Origin of the sequence: Spirosoma oryzicola, from assembly GCF_021233055.1 — a bacterium.
Taxonomy (GTDB): domain Bacteria; phylum Bacteroidota; class Bacteroidia; order Cytophagales; family Spirosomataceae; genus Spirosoma; species Spirosoma oryzicola.
In genome coordinates, this window is record NZ_CP089538.1 from 739544 (window position 1) to 762166 (window position 22623).

General features: G+C 53.7%; 14 protein-coding genes. 9 read left to right on the forward strand and 5 right to left on the reverse strand.

What is annotated here, in order from left to right; genetic code table 11:
• Window positions 1-10: 10 nt before the first annotated feature.
• From LQ777_RS03110 to LQ777_RS03150, 9 genes are all read left to right on the forward strand, one after another.
• Window positions 11-1309 (forward strand): mandelate racemase/muconate lactonizing enzyme family protein, encoded by a 1299-nt coding sequence (locus tag LQ777_RS03110; protein WP_232561062.1) that lies wholly within the window; start codon window positions 11-13, stop codon window positions 1307-1309.
• Window positions 1310-1415: 106 nt separating this feature from the next.
• Window positions 1416-2843 carry an alpha/beta hydrolase family protein gene (locus LQ777_RS03115; protein ID WP_232561063.1) on the forward strand — a complete coding sequence of 476 codons (1428 nt, stop codon included), beginning with the start codon at window positions 1416-1418 and terminating at the stop codon, window positions 2841-2843.
• Window positions 2844-2918: 75 nt separating this feature from the next.
• Complete coding sequence (uxuA, locus tag LQ777_RS03120; RefSeq protein WP_425276923.1) at window positions 2919-4106, forward strand: mannonate dehydratase; 1188 nt, start codon at window positions 2919-2921, stop codon at window positions 4104-4106.
• Window positions 4107-4155: 49 nt separating this feature from the next.
• Window positions 4156-6312: an alpha-glucuronidase family glycosyl hydrolase gene (locus LQ777_RS03125; protein ID WP_232561065.1), complete on the forward strand. Its 2157-nt coding sequence runs from the start codon at window positions 4156-4158 to the stop codon at window positions 6310-6312.
• Between the two features lie 176 nt (window positions 6313-6488).
• On the forward strand, window positions 6489-7907 hold the full coding sequence (locus LQ777_RS03130) for a Gfo/Idh/MocA family protein (protein WP_232561066.1): 1419 nt from the start codon (window positions 6489-6491) through the stop codon (window positions 7905-7907).
• A 49-nt stretch (window positions 7908-7956) separates the two neighbouring features.
• A complete protein-coding gene (locus LQ777_RS03135; protein WP_232561067.1) occupies window positions 7957-9351 on the forward strand; it encodes a putative oxidoreductase C-terminal domain-containing protein in 1395 nt (464 codons plus the stop codon).
• A 79-nt stretch (window positions 9352-9430) separates the two neighbouring features.
• Complete coding sequence (locus LQ777_RS03140) at window positions 9431-10609, forward strand: Gfo/Idh/MocA family protein (RefSeq protein ID WP_232561068.1); 1179 nt, start codon at window positions 9431-9433, stop codon at window positions 10607-10609.
• A gap of 45 nt (window positions 10610-10654) precedes the next feature.
• On the forward strand, window positions 10655-11482 hold the full coding sequence (locus LQ777_RS03145) for an SDR family NAD(P)-dependent oxidoreductase (protein ID WP_232561069.1): 828 nt from the start codon (window positions 10655-10657) through the stop codon (window positions 11480-11482).
• Between the two features lie 42 nt (window positions 11483-11524).
• The gene (locus tag LQ777_RS03150) at window positions 11525-12295 is read left to right on the forward strand and encodes a hypothetical protein (RefSeq protein WP_232561070.1); all 771 of its coding nucleotides are present in this window, start codon (window positions 11525-11527) and stop codon (window positions 12293-12295) included.
• A 99-nt stretch (window positions 12296-12394) separates the two neighbouring features.
• On the opposite strand, the gene LQ777_RS03155 is transcribed toward LQ777_RS03150, so the two are convergent.
• Genes LQ777_RS03155 through LQ777_RS03175 form a run of 5 tightly spaced genes read right to left on the reverse strand, consistent with a single transcriptional unit; the run spans window position 12395 to window position 22618 of the window.
• On the reverse strand, window positions 12395-14680 hold the full coding sequence (locus tag LQ777_RS03155; RefSeq protein WP_232561071.1) for an FAD-dependent oxidoreductase: 2286 nt from the start codon (window positions 14678-14680) through the stop codon (window positions 12395-12397).
• On the reverse strand, window positions 14655-16745 hold the full coding sequence (locus LQ777_RS03160; protein WP_232561072.1) for a glycoside hydrolase family 2 protein: 2091 nt from the start codon (window positions 16743-16745) through the stop codon (window positions 14655-14657). The genes LQ777_RS03155 and LQ777_RS03160 overlap by 26 nt, the downstream gene beginning before the upstream one ends.
• Window position 16746: 1 nt before the next feature.
• On the reverse strand, window positions 16747-18489 hold the full coding sequence (locus LQ777_RS03165) for a sodium:solute symporter family protein (RefSeq protein WP_232561073.1): 1743 nt from the start codon (window positions 18487-18489) through the stop codon (window positions 16747-16749).
• 39 nt (window positions 18490-18528) lie between these two features.
• A complete protein-coding gene (locus tag LQ777_RS03170; protein ID WP_232561074.1) occupies window positions 18529-21111 on the reverse strand; it encodes a glycerophosphoryl diester phosphodiesterase in 2583 nt (860 codons plus the stop codon).
• A gap of 28 nt (window positions 21112-21139) precedes the next feature.
• Window positions 21140-22618, reverse strand: a complete 1479-nt coding sequence (locus LQ777_RS03175) for a RagB/SusD family nutrient uptake outer membrane protein (RefSeq protein ID WP_232561075.1) — start codon at window positions 22616-22618, stop codon at window positions 21140-21142.
• Window positions 22619-22623 lie beyond the last annotated feature (5 nt).

Genomic DNA, 22623 nt, shown 5'->3' on the forward strand with positions numbered 1-22623 from the left:
TTTACAAACCATGAAAAACTCATCATCTACCGGCGGAATTGACCGTCGCTCGTTTCTGACCAAAAGCGCCTTAGCCAGTGTATTTAGTGCGGGTGCTTTATCCAGTTTCGGCGAAGGGCTGGAAACGGCCGTTGACCGTGCTCCGCTTTCGTCGGCTCCATCGCAGTTAAAAATTACGGATATCAAATGCGGCTACACCCGCAACGGACATAGCCTGTTCGTGAAAGTACATACCAACCAGGGTATCTGGGGCTGTGGTGAAGCGGTCGATGCCTCGGTTGGAACGTACCATCTGGTGAAGCTGATTGGCGAACGAATCAAAGGCAAAAGTCCGCTGAACGTAAACCGCATCTTCGAAGACGTGCGCAAAGCGGGTTTTTTCGAAGGAGCGCAGGCGGGTATTTACATCTCTGTGCTCTCGGCGGTCGAAACGGCCTTGTGGGATTTAGTCGGAAAAGCACTCGGCATGCCGGTTTATCAGCTGCTAGGCGGTAAATTCCGGGATAAGATTCGCGTTTACTGCGATACGGGTGCTTATCGTGAATCGGATACCAGTGCCGAGGCTTTCGGGAAAAGTGCCAAGAAGGCTGTCGATATCGGTTTTACGGCGGTAAAATACGACATCGATGAACGCAACGACCCCAATAAATACGACGCGTATAACTGGACCGCCAGCCAGGGTGAACTGGAACGGATGTACAACCAGATCGCCGGTGTTCGGAAAGCCGTTGGCCCGAAAATCGACATTTGTGTCGATATGCACGGACGCTATGATGTAACAACCGGTCGGCGCGTGGCTAAGATGATGGAGCCGCTGAATCTGCTGTTTCTGGAAGAACCGATCCCTGCCGAAAACCCCGAAGCGTACAAGCAGATTCGCGAAGCCTCGAACACGCCGATCTGTGCGGGTGAGAATCACTATCTGGCGCACGGGTTCCGCAAACTACTCGAAATTGGAGCCGTAGACATCATCATGCCGGATTTGCAGAAAGCGGGCGGCCTCGGCGAAGCGCAGCGGATTGCGAACCTGGCGAACCTGTATTACGTGCCGTTTGCCCCGCACATGGTAGCCTCGTATTTGGGAGCGATGGCGTCGAGCCACGTTTGTGCGTCGGTGCCGAACTTCCTGATCCTGGAATGGCAGATTTATTTCCACGAGGAGCCGATGTTCAAAGATATCGTTACGTTTGATGGACCGATGATCGAAAAAGGATTCATTCCTTTATCCGAGAAACCAGGTATCGGCGTTGAAATCAACGAAGAAGGCATGAAAAAATACGCGCCCAAAGACGTACCGTTTTTTGTCTGATCAAGCTGACGGCAATGTGGTGTCAGCAGGGTCGCCCGCGTCTCAAACCTGACACCACCCTAACTCAAACGCCTGCCCGAACTGGTTTGTCAATTTGCCCACAATCATGAGAGTCAACATGCATCCCGGCTGGTTTCTGATTCCTTTCGTAGTGCTCACTCTGACGGTGCAGCGGGTCAACGCCCAGGCTCCTGATTTTCAGAAAATGACGCCGGAGGAGCGAAAAGTATATATGGACAAGATGCGCGAGGCTAGTCAGGACGATTGGCAACGCGTCATGAATCGCCTGAACCTGAAACTACCGACGCTGCCGCCCCCGACTGATGACCCCAAACGACCATCGCATCTCAAGCAAAAGGAAGGATCAACGAACTGGTACGACGACGAAGGCAACACACACGTACGGTCGGGTTGGGGCAACTGGTCGAATTATGATGAATCCAAAGCGGGGGGCTACACACTCCCTGATCCGCTGGTGCTGAAAAACGGCAAACCGGTAAAAAATGCCAACACCTGGTGGAAACAGCGTCGTCCTGAACTACTGGCCGATTTTCTAACCGAGATATACGGCAATACGCCCAAAAACACGCCAAAGGTAACGTTTGCCGTAACTGCTGTTACCGACACGGCCTTGCGCAGCCGAGCGATTCGTAAAACGATTGCTGGCCGGATTGATAATACCCGCTATCCTTCGGCCAAGCCGAGCATCGACATGACGCTGTACACACCCGCGAATGCGAAGGGGCCGGTACCACTGATCGTACTGGTCTGGGGTGCTTTTCCGACGCCGATGGTAACCATTGATCGCGTTATTTCGGCGGGGTGGGCCGTGGCTGTTGTCAATACCGGCGCTGTTCAGATGGATAGCGGAGCGGGTCTGCACGAAGGCATTATCGGGCTGGTCAGCGAGGGCAAGGATCGGAAACCCGACGAGTGGGGCGTTCTGGCGGCCTGGAGTTGGGGCCTGAGCCGTGCGCTCGATTATTTCGAAACCGATAAAGCCATTAATCCCAAACAGATCGGCATCCAGGGCCATTCGCGCTGGGGCAAAACGGCACTGCTGGCCGCTGCTACCGATCCTCGCTGGGCTATCGTCTATGCCAGTTGTTCAGGGTCGATGGGCGCTTCCTTAGAAAAACGGAATTACGGTGAAACGATTGATAACGTAGCGGGTTCGGGCGAATACCACTGGATGGCCGGAAACTTCGTCAAATACGGTGGTAACTGGCAGGCTATGCCCGTCGATGCGCACGAGCTGATCGACCTGATTGCCCCGCGTCCGGTATTTATTACGGGTGGCACGAAGGATAGCTGGTCTGACTCGCACGGCGAGTTTCTGGCTTGCGTGGCGGCTAGCCCTGTCTACGAATTGCTCGGTAAAAAAGGGTTGTCGACAACGGTCATGCCGAAGCCCGACGAATCGCTGATGGATGGCGATCTGGCGTTTCGCAACCACGAAGGCGGCCACACCGATTTGCCCGACTGGCCCGTATTTATCCAATTCGCCAAAAAACAGTTTAAACAAACCAACTAATTATAGGGCACGTCAGCGATGCCCGTAACGGTATCGTCCGACTGTCAAATTTTGCTTATGGGAATGCTACAAACCATGCGATGGTTCGGCCCGAACGATCCGGTTTCTCTGATGGATATTCGACAGGCTGGTTGTACTGGCGTGGTAACCGCACTACACCAGATTCCGGTGGGGGCGGTGTGGTCCGTTGAGGCCATTGAAGAACGGAAACAACTTGTCGAAGCGGCCAATGATCGCTATTCGCCGTTGCACTGGGCTGTGGTGGAGAGCTTGCCCGTTCACGAGGCTATCAAGAAAGGCAATCCGGATCGTAGCACCTACATTGAGCATTACAAACAGTCGTTACGGAATCTGGCCGCTTGCGGGATTCAAACGGTCTGTTACAATTTCATGCCCGTCCTTGACTGGTCGCGGACGAATCTTACCTACGAAATGCCGGACGGATCACGGGCGTTACGGTTCGTGTGGGAGGATTTTGCCGTGTTTGATTTATGCATCCTGAAACGGGCCGGTGCCGAAGCCGACTACGAACCCGAAGTAGCCCAGGCTGCCCGACACCGGTTTGAGCAGATGACCGCGCAGGAGATTACCCAACTGAGTAATATTGTCTTGCTGGGGTTACCCGGTTCCGAAGAAGCGTTTACACTGGATACGTTTCAAGGGTTGCTGAACGAATACGCGACTATTGACGACCAGGCCTTGCGCGAAAATCTGTATTATTTCATTCGGGAGGTAGCGCCGGTAGCCAATGAACTGGGTATTAATCTGTGTATTCACCCCGACGATCCGCCAAGACCATTGCTGGGTTTACCGCGCGTTGTCAGCACCGAAGCCGATCTGGCGCAACTGATGGATGCCTGTGATGTTGTTGCCAATGGGATTACGTTCTGTACCGGCTCGTTGGGTATTCGCCCCGACAACGACCTGCCCGGTATGATTCGTCGGTTTGGCAATCGGATTCATTTTATTCATCTCCGCACAACCAAGCGCGAAGACGATCCGCGTAATTTTCACGAAGCCGATCATCTGGCTGGCGATGTAGATATGTACGCGGTGGTCAAAGAGATTGTGCTGGAGCAACAGCGACGCGCTCAGGCGGGAACTGGTGTTACGTCCATTCCGATGCGTCCTGACCACGGTCACCAGATGCTCGACGACCTGCATAAAGTGACGTATCCCGGTTACTCAGCCATCGGGCGGTTACGCGGATTAGCTGAGTTGCGCGGACTGGAATTTGGCATTATTCGGTCGCTGGCGGAGTAAAAAGAGTATACCCACTTCATTACGAAAAATGATACATCGTAATCAATCCATGATTTTGACAATACGCGTTCTCTTTTTTTTACTGCTGTTCCTGACTGGCCGCAGTTACGCCGACGATGGCTATCGGCTTTGGCTAAAATACGATCTGATCAAAGACGTAGCTAAGCGGGACGCCTATGCCCGTTCGGCCCAGTTTATCGCGGTGACTGGAAACAGTCCTACTTTAAAGGCGGCCGCCGACGAATTACAGGTAGGCTTACAGGGCTTGCTGGGCAAAGCGGTGCCGGTGCTTACCAATGCGGGCAATCGTACGGGGGGCATAGTTTTGAGCGTTGGCAATGGGCCTGTCGCGGGGGCACAACTGCGTACGGAGGAAGGCTATCAGATTACCAGTCGTTCCAACAATATTGTCGTGAGCAGTAAAAGCGACGCGGGCGTTTTGTACGGTGCCTTTGCTTTGCTACGGCAACTGCAAACGCTACAGCCCATCAATACGCTGTCGTTGACGAGTGACCCGAAAGTACGCTATCGGATGCTGAACCATTGGGATAACCCGAACGGTACGATTGAACGGGGTTACGCGGGTGAAACACTCTGGAAATGGTATGAGCTTCCCGAACGCATCAGCCCGCGTTACCGCGATTACGCGCGGGCAAATGCGTCGCTGGGTATTAACGGTACGGTTGTTAACAACGTCAATGCCAGCGCCCGGTTTTTGACTGCTGAGTATCTGGGAAAGGTAGCCGCCCTGGCGAACGTCTTTCGGCCTTATGGCATCCGGGTGTATGTGTCTATCTATTTCCCGGCTCCGAAGGTGATTGGAGGTTTGAAAACCGCTGATCCGCTCGACCCGGAGGTTCGCAAGTGGTGGGCCGACAAGACCAAAGAAATTTACAAGCTGATTCCCGATTTTGGCGGGTTTCTGGTAAAAGCCAATTCGGAAGGCGAACCCGGACCGCAGGATTACAACCGGACCCACGCCGATGGGGCGAACATGCTGGCCGAAGCGCTTAAACCCTACGACGGCATTGTGCTGTGGCGGTCCTTCGTTTACAAAGCGGACCCCAAAGCCGACCGGTTCAAAGCAGCACTCGAAGAATTCGGGCATCTCGACGGTACATTTGACAAGAAAGTAATTGTACAAGTTAAAAACGGTCCGATTGATTTTCAGCCACGGGAACCGTTCTCGCCTTTGTTCGGAAAAATGCCCAAGACCCCGCTGGCGATAGAATTTCAACTGACGCAGGAATACTTGGGCTTTGCTACGCACCTGGTCTACGAAGCGCCGATTTTCAAGGAATGCCTGGATTCGGATACGTACGCTAAAGGGAAAGAATCCGGTGCGGCATCATCCAGTGCGGCACCATCCAGTGGGGCAACCGTTGCTAAAGTCGTTGATGGCAGCGTCGATGGGTATCCGATTACGGCGATGGCGGGTGTGGCCAATACGGGTTCTGATCGCAACTGGACGGGGCATCCGATGGCGCAGGCTAACTGGTATGCGTTCGGTCGGCTTACCTGGGATCATACCTTATCGTCCGAAGCGATTGCCAGGGAATGGATCGCCATGACCTTGACCAAGGAGCCGCAAGCCATAACGCGTATTGCCGACATGATGCTCAAATCGCGGGAAATTTACGTGAATTATAATACGCCAATGGGTCTTTCGCGTCCGTGGACGGGTGTGCATTTTGCGCCTGAACCCTGGCAGAACAAAAGCCCCCGGCCCGACTGGACCGCCGTGTATTACCACCGCGCGGATTCTGTCGGCTTAGGTTTCGACCGGACCGAAAAAGGAAGTAACGTGCTGGCTCAGTACAATCCCGAAGTACAAAAGCAGTGGAACAATCCCGAAACGTGTCCTTTGCCGTACCTGCTTTGGTTTCACCATGTGCCGTGGACGAAAAAACTGTCTACGGGTCGAACGCTGTGGGATGAGCTTTGCACACGTTTTTACACCGGTGCCGATTCAGTTGGCTGGATGCAGCAGCAGTGGGCGCAGGTAAAAGGCTCGGTCGATCCAGAGACGTATGCTGAGGTAGCGGGTCGTCTGGAAACGCAGCACAAAGAAGCAATCTGGTGGCGTGATGCCTGGGTGCTGTACCTTCAGGAGTATGCCAAGAAACCGATTCCGGCCCCGTTCAAAAAGCCAGAACGGACGCTGGATGAAGTGAAGCAATTGGTTGATGTCTACCTGTTGCGGTAAGTTTTTTCGCCGAGAAGCACGGATGTAAGGCAGATCTCGCGCTGATTGGTCAGAAAGGTCTGGGTTACATTCTTAGGGGAGTCGGTGCGAAAGAACCGGAGGAAATCCGTTCCAAATGGATAGATAGAATAGTGAAAAAGCTTTTGATTAGTATCAAGTCCTAAACCTGTAAAGTCATGAAAAAAGATGAAGTCGTAGATGCATCGAGACGTAATTTTTTGAAAACAACCGCCACAGGAGCCTTGGCCACAACGGTTTTGGGTGGCTTTCCAACGATTGTACCCGCGTCGGTCTTTGGAAAAAATGCGCCTAGCAATCGGATCAATGTTGCGGCCATCGGAACCGGTCGAATTTCGCGCGGACACGATATACCGGGTGTCTGGCAGTACGACAACGCGCTGATCATGGCTGTTTGCGATCTGGATAGCAACCGTGCCGAAGACGCTAAAAAGCTGGTTAACAACTATTATTCAAAGAAAAACGGAAAGGAGTACGACGGCGTTCGGGTCTACACCGACTACCGCGAATTGCTTCTCAACAAAGACGTTGACGCGGTGATCGTCAGTACGCCCGACCACTGGCACGCGCCGATTGTGGTTGATGCGGTACGGGCGCGTAAGGATGTGTACATGCAGAAACCGGCTTCGCTCACGATTGCGGAAGGGCGTATGATGGCCGATGCCGTAAAGCAGTCGGGGCAGATTGTACAGGTCGGAAGCCAGCAGCGTTCGTCCGAGCAGTTTCGGTATGCTGCCGAACTGGTGCGAAACGGTCGGATCGGGCAACTGAAAACGGTATACGTTGGACTTCCCGGCGATCCGGCGGGTGACGACGAACCGCAAATGCCTATTCCCAAAAATCTGGATTACGACATGTGGCTGGGCACCACGCCAGAGGTGTATTACACCGAAAAGCGGGTCCATCCGCAGGTTGGCTACGACCGGCCCGGCTGGTTGCGCTGCGAGCAGTTTGGCGCGGGCATGATCACCGGTTGGGGATCGCACCACATCGACTGCGCACACTGGGCAATGGACACGGAGCATACCGGACCCATCCAAATCTGGGGCCATGCCGATTTCCCCAAAAAAGGCTTGTGGAACGTGCACGGTATTTTTCGGACGGAAGCCTTGTACGACAACGGCGTACGCATGATTGTCAGCAACGAGATTCCGAACGGTATTAAGTTTGAAGGAACCAACGGCTGGATTTTCGTGTCGCGCGGTGACGGATCGGTAACGTCCAGCGATCCCGTTGCCAAACAAAATGCCGCCAAAAAACTAGACGCCAGCGACCCAAAACTGCTGACATCAGTGATCGGCCCAAATGAAATACACTTGCCTGTCAGCAAGGAGCATCACGGCAACTGGCTCGAAAGCGTGGTCAGTCGGAAGGAACCCATTGCACCCGCCGAGATAGGGCATCGGTCTTGCTCCGCTTGCCTGCTCCATCATGCGGCCATGAAACTCGATCGGAAGCTGTATTGGGACCCGAAAAAAGAGCAGTTCAAAAACGATGCGGAAGCAAACGCGCTGCTATCTCGTCCCCAGCGGGCACCGTATGCGATCAAGGCGGTAGCTTCTGCGAAAGGCAAATAGCGGTTGCGGCAAAAACTCTCTTACAACCTACCATTTACAAACCGAAAGTATGAAGTTAATACCCACCGTTAGTAGCCTGTTTCTGGCGGCCCTGTTTGCCGCCTGTCAATCGTCGGAGAAAACTACCGGACAAGGTTCGGAGAAGGATATGATTCGCCTGATTACGTTAGACCCTGGTCATTTTCATGCCGCTCTGGTACAGAAAACGATGTACGACGGGGTCGATTCGGTCGTGCACGTATACGCTCCCGACGGCCCGGATGTTCAGTTGCATCTGGACAAGATCCAGGGTTACAACACGCGCGCTGACGAACCGACTCACTGGAAAGAAGAGGTGTACAAAGGCTCGGATTTCTTCGATAAAATGATTGCGGATCGGGCCGGAAACGTAGTCGTTATGGCGGGTAATAACCGACTGAAAACCGACTATATTCAGAAAACCGTCGGGGCTGGCTTTAATGTGCTGGCCGATAAACCGATGGTCATCAGTTCGGACAAGTTTAACGAGTTGAAAGATGCCTTTGCCACCGCCGAACAAAAAAAGGTGCTACTGTACGATATCATGACGGAGCGTTACGAAATAACGACGATGCTCCAACGGGCTTTTTCACGGCAGGCCGATGTGTTTGGAACGTTGCAGAAAGGGACGCCCGACAATCCGGCGGTAACGAAGGAAAGCGTACACCACTTCTACAAAAACGTATCGGGAAGCATTCTGACGCGTCCAGCCTGGTTTATGGACGTGGCGCAGCAGGGCGAAGGCATCGTCGACGTAACAACGCACCTGGTCGATCTGGTGCAGTGGGAGTGTTTTCCCGAGCAAACCATTGATTATGGGAAAGACATCCGGCTGACATCGGCCCGTCGGTGGACAACGGACATGAACCTGAGCCAGTTCAAGGCCATCACGAAACAAAACGCGTTTCCCGATTACCTCAAGAAAGATGTGGTAAACGACAGTATCCTGCGTGTTTACAGCAACGGCGAAATCAACTACCAGCTGCGGGGTATTCACGCGAAGGTGTCGGTTACCTGGGCTTACAAAGCACCCGAAGGCGCGGGCGATACCCATTACTCAATCATGCGGGGTACAAAAGCCAACCTGATCATCCGGCAGGGGGCCGAACAGCAGTACAAGCCAACCTTGTACATCGAATCGGCCTCGGGCGATGCAGCGCTGGAAACCGCGCTTAAAACGGCGTTGCCTGCTATTCAGAAGGAGTTTCCGGGCGTAGACGTTAAGAAGCTGGCTAAAGGTTGGGAGGTAATCATTCCCGAGAAATACAAGGAAGGCCACGAAGCGCATTTTGGGCGGGTTACGCAGAAGTACCTGCAATACCTGAAAGACGGGAAGATGCCTGCCTGGGAAGTTCCTAACATGATCGCCAAATATTACACCACCACCCAGGCGCTGGAACTGGCGAAGAAATCAAAGCAAAAGTAACCCGGACATCTACGTTCGGAAGCAGTATTCGTACTTATCCTTTTCCGGGCAGGAATGTCCGGGTTAAAATCCTACCCTTATGAATCGCTCACAAGATAATCGACGCAAATTTCTGAAAGATTCGGTGGCCATGGCGGCTGGCCTGGTTATGCTTCCAGGCTTATCGACCGAAGCCCTGAGTAGCCCCCAACGACTGGTTATCGACCAGACCCCCGAGAAAATCAGCCTGCCCCTAGCATCCCGGATTCGATTCGCGGTGATCGGTATGAATCACGGCCATATCTACAGTCAGGTCGAAGCGGTTATTCGGGGTGGTGGCGAACTAGTTTCGTTTTACGCTAAAGAACCCGATTTGGCGGCTGCTTTTGCTAAGCGATATCCGCAGGTGAAGCAGGCCAAAAGTGAGAGCGAAATTCTGGACGATAAGACCGTTCAGCTCGTGCTGAGTTCGATCATTCCTGATGAACGGGCACCACTGGGCGTTCGGGTTATGAAGGCGGGTAAGGATTACATGGTCGATAAACCTGGCATCACCACGCTTGATCAGCTAGCCGAAGTGCGTCGTGTTCAGAAAGATACCAAGCGGATCTACTCGATCATGTACAGTGAGCGCTTCGAAAACAGGGCGACCGTAAAAGCCGGTGAACTGGTAAAAGCCGGAGCTATCGGTAAGGTTATTCAGACCATCGGTTTGGGACCACACCGCATGACGCCCCAATCGCGACCCGACTGGTTTTTCGACCGGAAGCGTTTTGGCGGTATCATCTGCGACATTGCATCGCACCAGTTCGACCAATTCTTGTTTTTTACCGGCTCCACAAAGGCCGATATCGTAGCCGCGCAGGTGGGCAATACAAACCATCCGCAGTACCCTAATTTCGAAGATTTTGGTGATGTAATGTTGCGCGGTGATGGCGGAGTGGGCTATATCCGCGTCGATTGGTTTACGCCCGACGGGCTGAAATCCTGGGGCGACGGACGCTTGACAATTCTCGGTACCGAAGGATTCATTGAGATCCGTAAAAACATTGATCCCGGTGGGCGCGAGGGTGGTAATCATTTGTTCCTGACGGACAATAAGGAAACTCGCTACTTCGATTGCAGCAAGGAACCACTACCGTATGGCGAACAGCTAGTCAATGATGTGCTCAACCGCACCGAAACGGCTATGTCGCAGGAGCATTGTTTTCTAGCTACTGAATTAGCCCTAAAAGCCCAAAAACAAGCCCAGACCATCCACCTAAGTCGGAAAAGTTAATAGGCGACGCAACGGGATCGCTACAATACAACCAATCAAACCAAAATGGAACAAGTACAAGACGTTCAGGGCGACGCACGACAAGCAACGGCCCCGATATTTCCAACCGTTTTTTCGCTCGATGGGAAGCTAGCGCTCATTACGGGCGGGGGCAGCGGTATCGGGTTCGATATTGCCCAGTGCATGGTACAGGCCGGAGCCAGCGTCGTCATCACGGGTCGTCGGGAGCAGCCGCTTCAGGAAGCCGTTGCAAAACTATCGGAAGGGCAGTCGAAAGGGCAGGCTCACTATAGGGTCAACGACGTAACCGTTCGTGAATCGCTGGATAGCTTGGTTGAGGAAATCGAAGCGACACACGGACCCGTTGATATTCTGGTTAATAACGCGGGAGTCAACATGAAAAAACCGGCCCTGGAAGTCAGTGACGACGATTTCGACCGGATCGTGCATACCAACCTCAATTCTGTTTTCAGCCTGACCCGCGCTTGCGCAAAACGCATGATGGCCCGTAAGAGTGGTTCGATCATCATGATTTCATCGATGGCAGCCTACTACGGTATCGACCGGGTGGTAGCATACGCAGCGTCTAAATCGGCGGTCGAAGGGATGGTGAAAGTGCTGGCGTCGGAGTTTTCGGGCAACGGTGTTCGCGTCAATTCAATCGCTCCCGGTTTCATTGAAACAGCCATGAGCAAAACCGCCATGAGTGGCGATCCTGACCGCTTTGCTCGTGCTATGCGTCGGACCCCAATGGGTACGTTCGGCAAACCCGATGATATTGGCTGGGCTGCCGTTTTTCTGGCTTCGGAAGGGGCCAAGTACATTACAGGGGCCTCGTTACCTGTCGATGGGGGCAATTCGATTGGCTTTTAAAGGTACACAGGTCTAATTGCTTTCGTTTTACTGCTATCCTCTATGAAACCGCTCTTTCAATACTTGCTTGTTAGTCTGTTCGGGTTATCCGCCCTGGCCGCAAACGCACAATCAGAGAAGACGTTTACCTATCTGATCTACCACAAACTGTCGCCCGGTCTGACGATACAGGACGCCTTGCCCGTCGAACGTGAGTGGCGGGCTATTAACCAGGCTGCCGTTGACGAAGGGAAACTGCTTGGCTGGTATATGATGGTCAGGCAGATGAGCTCCGATCAAAACGCTGAATACGATTACATAACCCTAATCGTTTCGCCGGAGATGAACATGAAAGGGGCCTCGCCAGCGGCTATGGCGAAAATCTACGGCGACAGCGTTCAGACGCGGATGGCTAGTCTGCAAAAGCGCGACAAGGCCACGGCTCCGGTCGTGAAGATGGAAATCTGGGAGACGATGGCAGCGTCGTTTGGCGCTGGCTTCGACCCGGTTAAATCCCCACTGCTCGTCGTTGACTTTATGCGATCGCGTGATGCAACGCCCGGCTGGAAAGTCATGGCACCCTTGTCGCATTCTTATAGCGAAGGAATAAAGCGCAACGAGATTGTAGGAGGAGGGTTGTCTGGACTGGTCGTTCCGGCAGGTAGTGAAAAAGGATACGGGCTGATTTCGTTTCAGAACGTGACGAACCTGAACGTGCTGGGAAATCCGACGTCCGAAGTAAGGAAACTTCGAAATGAGCTGGCTCAGACATACGACATCGTCCGTGAAGAAGTGCTTCGTGCCACGGAATTTACAGTGAGGCCGAAGAAGTAGTTATGCTCGTGGTGTCGGTTTCTGGCTGTGGTGTCGGTTTTGAGAAACCGACACCACAGCCAGAAACCGACACCACGAGTTAATTAAAAAATAGCGCTTCTATTCGTACACCCTGATTTCGAGTAAGGAAGCGAGTGCGTCGCCGTTCATGGCTTCGAGGTGAACGCTTAAACTCGTCGTGTCGAGGGGTTGCGCGAACCGGATGACGTTGCGGCTCTGGTGATTCTCGGCCTGGTGAAACACTCGCTCGTTCCGGTCATTGCAAAGCACGTACTCCCGCACGCAAAATGGTGACGCCGTTTCGGGATGAATCATAATCACCGATTCCAGCGGATGGTCGTAATCCGAATCAAAAAACAACTCGACACGGCTGATTGCTTTTCGTTCCGGCCAGCGTAGTGTTAACGTTGGTCGGGTGTCGGTCGGGGCGGCTACCCAGGCGTTTGGCTGGTTCGTTGGCCGTTGGAGTCCATTTCGTACGTTTTCGGCTTGAAACAGCTGAATTCCTGGGTCAATGGTCAGCGCAAGGTTGTGGCCTTTCGGACGCCGTTCGGGACACCAGAATTCGAATGTATCGACGCCAATGTCTTCGGTCGGTTCCTGCTTGCCGTAGTTGGACACCGCCGGATTGGTTTTGTTGAAAACGGACAGCAGCCCCGTGGCTTTCCGCAAACTATACTGAAGCTGAACAGCGTCGTTTTTTAGAAAACAGACGAAGATGTAGCTAGCCTGATGGAGATGTGCATCAAACGCCAGCGGGATCTCCTGTTTGCCTTTTTTAAGCGAAATAGACAGCGTTTTCAGGGTTACATCGGGTGTATGATTGTCCGGTTTGCTGCTTTTCCGCAATTCCACTGTCAACACTGTATCTTCATCCGCCGTGACCCAGGCCGTCAGACGAGGGACCGGGCCAGCGGGTAAGGGAAGCATCTGAGCCGCTGGTTGCGTCAATGGAACCAAGGGGCCATCGGGGGGTAAACTAGTCAGGACAAATTCGCTGGAAGCCGACAGTTGCGCACCATGCGTTAAGTCCTGTTTATCGTGCAACCGCAGACCGGGTATGTGCTGACCGGTTTTTAGTAACTCCTGTTGCAGCGATGCGATGCGGGATGTTTCGCTAAGATCGCGCGGATTCAACCCATCGCGGCTGCACAAAGCCGCGGCCATACCAACCGCCTGTCCAACGTGGGCGCTGGTTCCCATCACCCGCGACGAGCCAAACGCTACGTGTGACGCGCTGATGAGCCGACCCGCCAGAAACAAATTGCTGACGTTACGCGAGTACAGGCACCGGTACGGAATTTGGTAAATGCCTTTGCTATGCCACTGATTGCACCCTGGTTTTTCGCTGAATACGCCATCAGCGGGGTGTAAGTCGATGCTCCAGCCGCCAAACGCCACAGCGTCCAAATGTTCGCGCTGCTCAACAATGTCCTGCTGCCGGAGTATATAATCCCCTTCGAAACGTCGGCTTTCGCGCTTGCCGGGAATTTGTCCAACCCATTCGAGCGTCAGATTTGCGGCTTCGGGAAATTGACCGGAGTTTTTAATGTGGTTCCAGACGCCATACACGACTTTCCACAACTCCCACTTAATCTGCTCGGTGTCATGAACGGTGTCCAATCGTCCGCCGTATTCGATCCACCACAGCTGACAGCCGTATTCCTGGGCGTTGAACCGGCGGTAACGCGGAATTTTCGTGATGTCGTCCAGTGCGTAGGCGGGTGGCACGAAACGAACGGGTCGACCCGTATCCTTGGTGTAGAAATACAGCGAATGACCCAGCAACTCCCCGTACTCAGCCGAAGGGGCAAATTTTTCGTTGAATTCATCCCCTGACTCGGCTCCCATCCGAAAAGCGGCCCCCGCCTGAAAACCAACGATTCCGTCCCCGGACGCGTCGCAAAACAAGGGCGCTACCAGATCGTAGAGCGTACCGTTCTGACTGCAAAAGGCTTTGAGCTGATGAATACGGTCGTGATTTGTCGGATCTTTCTCGATTTCGTAGACCGCCGTGTTCAGCAGTAAGGTTATGTTTGGTTCACTAATAACTTTTTCCAGCAGAATCGTGTCGAAGATAAGCGGATTGCCTTCGGGGTTGCGGTACCAGTTTTCGAGCAGTAACTCGTCAATAACACCGCCCTCGCGCGCCCAACGGTTGTTGTTACCCATGTGTGACGTGGCTCCGAGAACCCACAGCCGTACTTCGCTCGATGCGTTGCCACCAAGCACGGGGCGGTCCTGCACCAGTACCACGCGAATACCCGCCCGTGCCGCTGTGAGGGCACTGCATACGCCCGACAAGCCACCGCCCACTACAATCAGATCGGCGTCGTGACGGATGGTTTTTAAGGTTCGTTTATCGGTTGCTTGTTCGCGTATCATTCGTTAAGTCGATAGATTGAGAAAGAATAGAAAAGTCAGTCGGTTTCGAAACGGTTACGGTGAGCGTTTTGTCGAAGCCACGAACCGGAATGGTCAGGTCAACGCTTTGCCCCGGTTGGAGCGTCGGAAGGGGTAATTTGTTGGCTCGCGCCAGTACTTCTTTTTCCAAAGAAGGATCGGTCGAGAGTCGAAGGGAATAGCCCTGCACCACATACGCCGGAAAATCCTTGCGAGCCGTTACGCGTAGGGTGAGCGTGTGAACGCCTTCCGGGCCGGGTTGCCAGCTTAGTTTCTCAACGGTGACGGGAGCCATTTCGCGCTGGTAGGTAGCGTACATCGGCCGTTTGCTACGCTCGGGTCCGACAAGGCCCCACGGGCGGTAACCGTTAGCGTTCGTACCCTGATGGCGGCTTTGGTAATCGTTGAACGACCACCACGACGCACCAATCACGTAAGGCCGTTTTCGTATCTCCTGGATGACCTGTTCTACGTCGGCGATTTGTCCGGCATCGCCCTTGTCCGTATCAGCCCGGCGGCCCCATTCGCTGATGAGTATCGGCTTGTCGGGGTAAAGCTGATGAATATGATCGAGCGCCCGCGCGTGGTTGCCGTAGGTATTCGTTGACACAAAATCGCAGTACTGACTCGCTTCATCTTCCGGCTTCTTCGGAAGAATATTCAACCGCATCGACGCGAAGGTGTACAGCCGGGTTGGATCGACCGAGCGGGCAAAAGCGATCATATCTTTGGTCCACCGTTGGCCGGAAGCCATTTCCGACAGGTACTCATTCCCAACGCTGTAGGCAATCACGCAGGGGTGGTTCCAGTCGCGTTCGGCCATTTCGCGAAACTGTTGCTGAAACTTCCGCCGAACGGTGTCGCTATCCATCTGGCTGGGTGTCAACTGCCAGTTCCCCGCTTCGGTGATGATCAACATCCCGTTGCGGTCGGCCCAGTCGTACACGGCTTCGCTGGGTGTGTAATGCGTCAGCCGGTGAAATTCCATGCCCGCTTCTTTCATCAGCCGCAGGTCTTTCTCAATCAGCCAGTCGGGTTCCATCGAACCTAGTCCAGGATAGTCGACAACCCGGTTGCCGCCCGCTACTTTAATCGGCTGGCCGTTCAGCAGTAACTGTGTATTCCGAACCTCGACTTTTCGAATACCGAAGTGGGTCTGTACGGTATCGCTTCCAGCAACGACCTGCACATCGTACAGCGTTGGCCGGTCAACGCTCCAAAGCGTTACATCGGTTGCTTTAAGCGGAGCTTCAGCTTCGAACACCGCCGTCTGATTCGAACCAACCGCGCTACCCGTATTTTTCCATTTCAAGGCCAGCGTCTTGTTGCCCTGCCGAACCTGATACTGCGTCGTTGGCGTAACCGCCTGGCCCGATGCGTTGCGAATGCGGGTTCGGATGGTCAGGGTAGCGGTTCCTTTGGCTAAGTCCGGTACGGCTTCAACCTTCACGTTTTCGACGTAAACGTCTGGCTCAACGGTTAGGTATACCGGACGGATCAGACCGCCGTAATTCATCCAGCCGGGAAACGGATCGTTGGGGCGGCCATTGTCTTTGGCTCCCGGAATAGAGCCCGGTAGCCACGTATTGTTATTGACCGAAATCGCCAGATCGTTGTCCGAACCGGTGGTTAGGAAATCCGTAACGTCGAAGCTGAATGGTGTATAGCCACCTTCGTGCGAACCGACTTTTTTGCCGTTAAGCCAAACCGTTGTCGCGTAGTAGGAACCGTCGAAATGCAGCAGAACGCGTTTACGGCCCGATGGTTGCCAGGCAAACGTGCGTCGGTACCAGGTTGCGCCGGTATAAAACTGGTAGCGCGGATCGACCGAGAAGCAATGCGGCACCTTTACTTTGTCCCAGCCATTGGGCTGATTTTTGGACCCGTACCATTGTTCGGTTTCGCCGACACCAACGGGGTCGAGGGCAAACCGCCATTCGCCGTTCAGCGGTATTGCTTTCGGATCACGAATCGAGTACTGACCCTGGGCGAAACCCGTGACTAAAAGGCCAGCGGCCAGCAGCAAACGTTGTATTTTTCTGCGCATGTTATTCGGTAATTCGTTCGTTAACGGGAGCATCAACAGAAGCTTCCAAAGGGCGGGCAGACCCCGCTGCCCGCCAGGGAATCAGGGCGGCTACCAGAACCACGCCGGCAATGCCTGCGGTGATACCTGCGCCGGTAGACGTTAGTAAGCTTAAGCTAAACAGCATAAAGGCCGTGAAAACCAGCGATCCGGCAATAACCTGCAAGCCGAATCGGTTCTGTTTGCGTACCTCAACGGCTTCGGCGGCTAATTCAGTTTGGGCGTTTGCGGTTTGGGCTTCATCCATTTTTTGTTGCCGGGCTACCCGATAGCGGTAGTATTCGTCGGCAACGAGATTGCGGGAGCGCGCCCATAGTTCATAGCCAAGTAGCAACAGCAGCGGGATGCCCATGCCAATGGCCGTTTCCCAGGCGCGGGTCAGCTTGAAATCAAGCAGCCAGGGCGACAGCACTTTAAAGAACAGATTGACTACCAGGCCAATGCCTGTAATCCAAAGCGTCGCGCGACTGGTCAGGCGTTTGGAAAACAAGGCCCATAGGGGAGGAGCCAGTAACGGACCACCCGAAATAGCCGAAATGCTCAGCACGACTTCGACAATGCCACCAGCCGCCGGAACCAGCAAGGCGATACCGATCATGCCCAGGCCAAACACCCACGACGAGCCACGGGCCACCCGAATAAGCTGTTTGTCAGACGCGTTTGGGTTGATGAGCCCTTTGTAAATGTCGTTTGTGAAAACGGCAGACACGACGTTTAACGCAGTATTCGCACTGGCTGATGTCGAGAAATACATGCCTGTCAGCATCAGGCCCAATAGACCGGGCGGTAGTACAAGCTGGCATATTTTCAGGTACGCATTTTCGGTGTCCAGCCCTAATAAATCTGGGTTGATGGCCTTGTAAATCATGGGTGGCATCATCCAGATAATCGGACTAATCAAGTAAAGTCCGGCGAACAGAAACGCCACTTTTCGAGCCGACTTTGGGCTATCTACGCTGGTGTAGCGCTGCACAAATGTCCAGTTGCCGCCGATGTAAGCGATGTGATAGAACACAAAGGCAAGTACAAACCCAATCGTGTATTCTCCGTTGAGCAGGTTGAAAAAATCGTCGGGAACGGCCTGCGTGAAGCCTTCAAAACCGCCCACCCGATCCAGTGACAAAGGCAACAGAATGAAAACGGCGGCAGACAGCACCACAAATTGTAGAATGTCCGTCACCATCACGGCCCATAACCCGCCTACTGCCGTGTAGGCGATCATAAACAAACCTAGCCCAATCGTGCAGGGAATCAGCGGCAGATTGAGCGAAGAGCTAACGAGTTTGGCCACCGGATAGAGTACTGATCCTTTGATGAATACACTGACCAGCGTGAAAATAAAAATGTATACTTTCTGAACCGTCAGGCCGAGCCGCTCCCGAATAAACTCAGCCGCGGTCAAAGCTCCGGCTGCTTTCCAGCGCGGGGCCAGATACAAACCCGTTACCAGCGCGCCAATGCACATGGTCCATTGGATGGTAATGGCTACCCAACCGTACTTGTAGGCAATGGAACCCCAGGCCACGAACGTACCGGCGGAGAAAAAACTCATGAACAGCGACAACCCACCGATGAACCACGGAACGGCTTCTCCACCGGCAAAAAACGATTTCAGGTTGCGTCCCGTCCGGGCAAACAGCATCCCGATTCCCAGCACGAAGGCGGAGAAAATAACGATAACGGCGGTATCAATGGTTGTATTCATCAGGTCGAAAAAGAAGCGGTTGGGCTAAAGGTCAGGCGGTCATTTCCATTCGTAGACGAGCGTGGTGATCCCATAGGCTGGCAAGCTAATCGTTGTATCGGTAATGTTTATAGCCTGCCTGGTCGTTAGGTTGGTTAGCTGACCACTCCCCGTACGAAGAAGCGCCGGTTGAAGCTTCACGGTCGTATTGACGGGTTGGGCCACATCGTTGAGCAGGATGATAAACAGCTTTTTCTGATCGGTTGAAACGGCGGTGATTGCTTCAATGTTTGGGTTGGCAGGGGTTGCCAGACCATCCCGGATCAGCAGATTGGCCTGTTCGCCCAACACGGTTCCCGGTGCAAAGCCGTAGGTCTGGTGCGGACCGACTTTAGGCGTTACAAATCCGCGCGGAAACGAAATCTGGCCTTTCGACCGGAGGTTTGCTTCGGCCAGCAGATAATCGTTGATCCAGCCGATTTGCCACCAGGCGTGGTGTGGATACGGACCCGCTCCCCGGTTCATGGCATTCCAGTAATAGGACGCAACGCTCGTCTTGGCATCTACGAAAGCGTCGCGACCGATCGCTCCGGCGCGGGCCATGTCGGCAAAAATCGGTTCGCCGGTCAGCTGGTATAGTCGGATAAATAAACCCGCGTGGCTGGCTAACTGAATCGGTCCGTGTCGATTAGCCGACCCGAAAATGCCCCCGTGTTCAAAACTCAATCCCGATTGCGAAATTTCCCAATCTTCGCGCGCTGTACCGTTAACTGTCTTGGGTTTGTGACTGGCAACTGGGTGCGTGTAGATAGACGTCGTGTAGATCTTGGCAGCCAGAATAGCCGCTTCTTTGTACCGGGTGTCGTTCGTCAGGTCAAACAAATCGAGGAGGGCCTGCGCTGATTGACCCGTGGCAAAGTCGGGCGCGTACCGAGCGTCGCCACACACACCCAGAAAGCTCCCCGTTTTTACCGCGTTTTCGATAAACCAATCGGCCCCTTTACGGGCTGAGGCCAGGTATTTGGGATCTTTCAGAATGCGGTAAGCCACCAGTGATCCGTAAAATGTAGGCCGGAGGTCTTTGATATCGGTGAAGGCTTCGGCTTCCGATTGCCGGTCGTAGGCAACGGCCCAGCTACCATCGGGTTTCTGCCAGTCGAGCAGCCGGTCGGCTCCTATTCTCAACCGTTCTTTCAGTTCCTGGTTATCCGGTTCGAACAACAGCATATTGCCCACATCGAGCATGATGTAATAGGTCAGCGCAATCGGTTCGACCACGGCTCCCCATTCTTCCACGAATTTTTTAGACTTCGCCAGGTAATATTGACCGATGGCCGCCCCCTTGAAAAAACCGTCGGCTGTTTGCTGCTGCGTGAGCTTGAAATTCAGCGCGTAAGGCAATACATTCTTGGTCAGCAGCGAGTCTCGGGTTGCGGTTGCCAGTAGCCACATCGCGCCGTAATCGGAGTTTTTCATGGCGTCTTTGTTCGAACCCACCACCCCGCCCAGGTACGACTGTGCGCCAATCGACCGACCTTTGTACTCTTCAACATTCCAGAGCGACGTTTTGGGGTCCGTCAGATAATGGTGCATCTTCTGTACCCGATCCGTCAGCGACTGCTTGTTCTGCCGTAACGCCAGCGACTGCTTGAAGTCGTATAGGTCGTAGATGGCGTGGTTCAAGGCTTGAAACCAGTCGCCGTCGGTCAGGCTGTAGCGGAAGGTGTAGCTGATCACATCACCAGCTTTGAGCATGGATTTTGGTTCGCCCAGCACCGGGTAGTACAGCGTTGGTGTCAGTTGCGACTTCCGGTTTTTGTGCGACAGACCGATAAACCAATCTTCCTGCGTAATCTTGTCCGATGCCCACGGATCACGACCGAGCGAAGGGTCGGGAATAACCGATACCGTTACCCCCTGTTTACTGCTAACCAGTGGACACAGCGTACTCGCGCAACGCTCCCGATACACAACAGGCAGGGATGGTACCCCGTGGCCGTATGCGTACGCCAGCGCGAAGTTGGGCTGAATCTGGTTGCCCTGAAAATAGCCTGGTACGGTTGCCCAGGCCAGGTCTTTTTCGGACACGCTCGCCAGCGTTGGACTGGCGAGCGAAAAATAACCCGGTTTCTTCGCCGTCAGCGTTTGCCTGACCAGAATGTCCGTAGGAAACTTCGGATCGAATGACCAGGTGGTTTCGACGGAAGCAATGGTTGTTTCGTGCCGGAACTGAAGCTGGCTCGCACTGGTCTGCTTTCCTGACTGAGCCGCAAAATGATACGCTTCCCCCGCCTTGTTCAGCGAAACCGGATTCGTCGTCTCGGCCCACTGCGACTGCTGGTAGTGGTACAGCGGACCCGGAAACAGAGTCCCTGTCACATCCGTGAATGTTGTATCGGGCTTAGCGCTCGGTTTGTCGGCTGCATAGAGCAAGGTGTTTTCACCGGACGGATTCGCCATCGTTACCCAGCCATTGCCCTTGCGAACGGCTAGCTTATGGATTGCCCAGCCGGTTTTGGTTAAATGCCAGTCCAGATTAATGCGGTCGTTTTTCAACGATAGCGTCTTTCCCGACTGGCCCTGAACCAGTCCGATGGATACCAGTAAGCAAAACCATACATAACCTGGTTGTATGCGCATCATAAGTGGAGCGTTTGGGTTTAAAAGCAACTTACTTCCAATCCGCATTTTGGTCCAGCTTTCCATTGGCATTCAGCTCATCCAGCGGAATCGGGAAATACTTGTTTTTTGCCAGAACGGGTCTGTTTGGATAGACGCTGTTTACGGCTTTCGTCAGGGCGGTTGTAAACTTACCCGTCCGGGTCAGATCATACCAGCGGTCACCCTCGGCGAAGAATTCCCACGACCGTTCCTGTAGAATAGCATCAATGAACGCATCTTTACTCAATCCGGTAGCCAGATCCGCTAAACCCGCCCGTTTCCGAACGGTGTTGATGAATCCATAGGCCGTAGCCGTTGGTCCATTCTGGCGGGCTTCGGCTTCTGCCGCGATCAGGTACATGTCGGGTACCCGAAGAATCGGGATGTTGGGCGTGTTGCCGACCGTCGAAGCGGGATCCTGGTATTTCTTGATCAAAACACCCTGTGTGGTGATTGGGGTGATGCTGCGTTGCGGAACGACTTTGTTGCTTTTGTCTACGTAGGTCGTATCCAGCAGTTGCCGCCGTTTGTCCTTTGGGTCGAACGAATCGAAAAACGACTGATAGGCAAACATGGAACCGTACGAAGTTTTCGAATAAGCCGGGGCGGCACTACCCGATGGACCACACAAACTCGTCAGCTGGTGACCGCGCGACGGACTAAAGCCGCCTTCCGACTCAAAAGCCCACATGTTTTCGACGCGGGCTGCATCTTCGTTGTCGTAGCGGTACACATCAAGCACATTCGGGAGGAGCGAGTATTTGCCGGAGTTAATAACTTCCTGCGCTTTCTGCGACGCTTTTGCCCAATCCTCGTTGTAGAGTGCCGCTTTGGCGTACAGCGCGCTCACGGTTTCTTTCGAAGGCCGACCTTTTTCAATGCCAGGACCAGAGACCAGTCCGGCGGCACCGGCCAATTCCAGATCAGCATAGATCTGTTTATAAACGTCTGCTTTCGCGCTTTTGCCAACAACGGCTTCGGCCTGCGTAACGCTGGCTTTCGTTTTGATGGGCACGTCACCAAAGTTTTTCGTCAGGGTCCAGTGGTAGAATGCCCGCATGAAATACGCTTCGCCGATGATCTGTTTTTTGCGGGTTTCGTCCATGCTGGCAGCGGGCACTTTCTCGATGATCCAGTTCGCCTTTTCAATGCCGTCGTAGCAGGAAGACCAGATTTGCTGGGGTGATTCACTGACGCGACCGGCGGTTTTCTGCGTGGTATAGTTCGGGTCGTACGCAAACAGCGTAAGCGTGTTCCGACCGACCACCGCTCGGGGATACGACTGATCGGCGCTAAAATCCGACACGACCGTCAAAGCAGGACCAACGCACATGTCGGCCAGCGGGTCGTAAACCGCAATCAGCCCTTTTTCGGCGTCGGCCGCTGTTTTGTAAAACGCTTCGGTGTAAATCGACGAATAAATCGTCTCGTCAAGCTGGCAGGAAGCCAGACTCAAGGCAAGCAGTATAGGAAGAACTATCTTTTTCATGGATT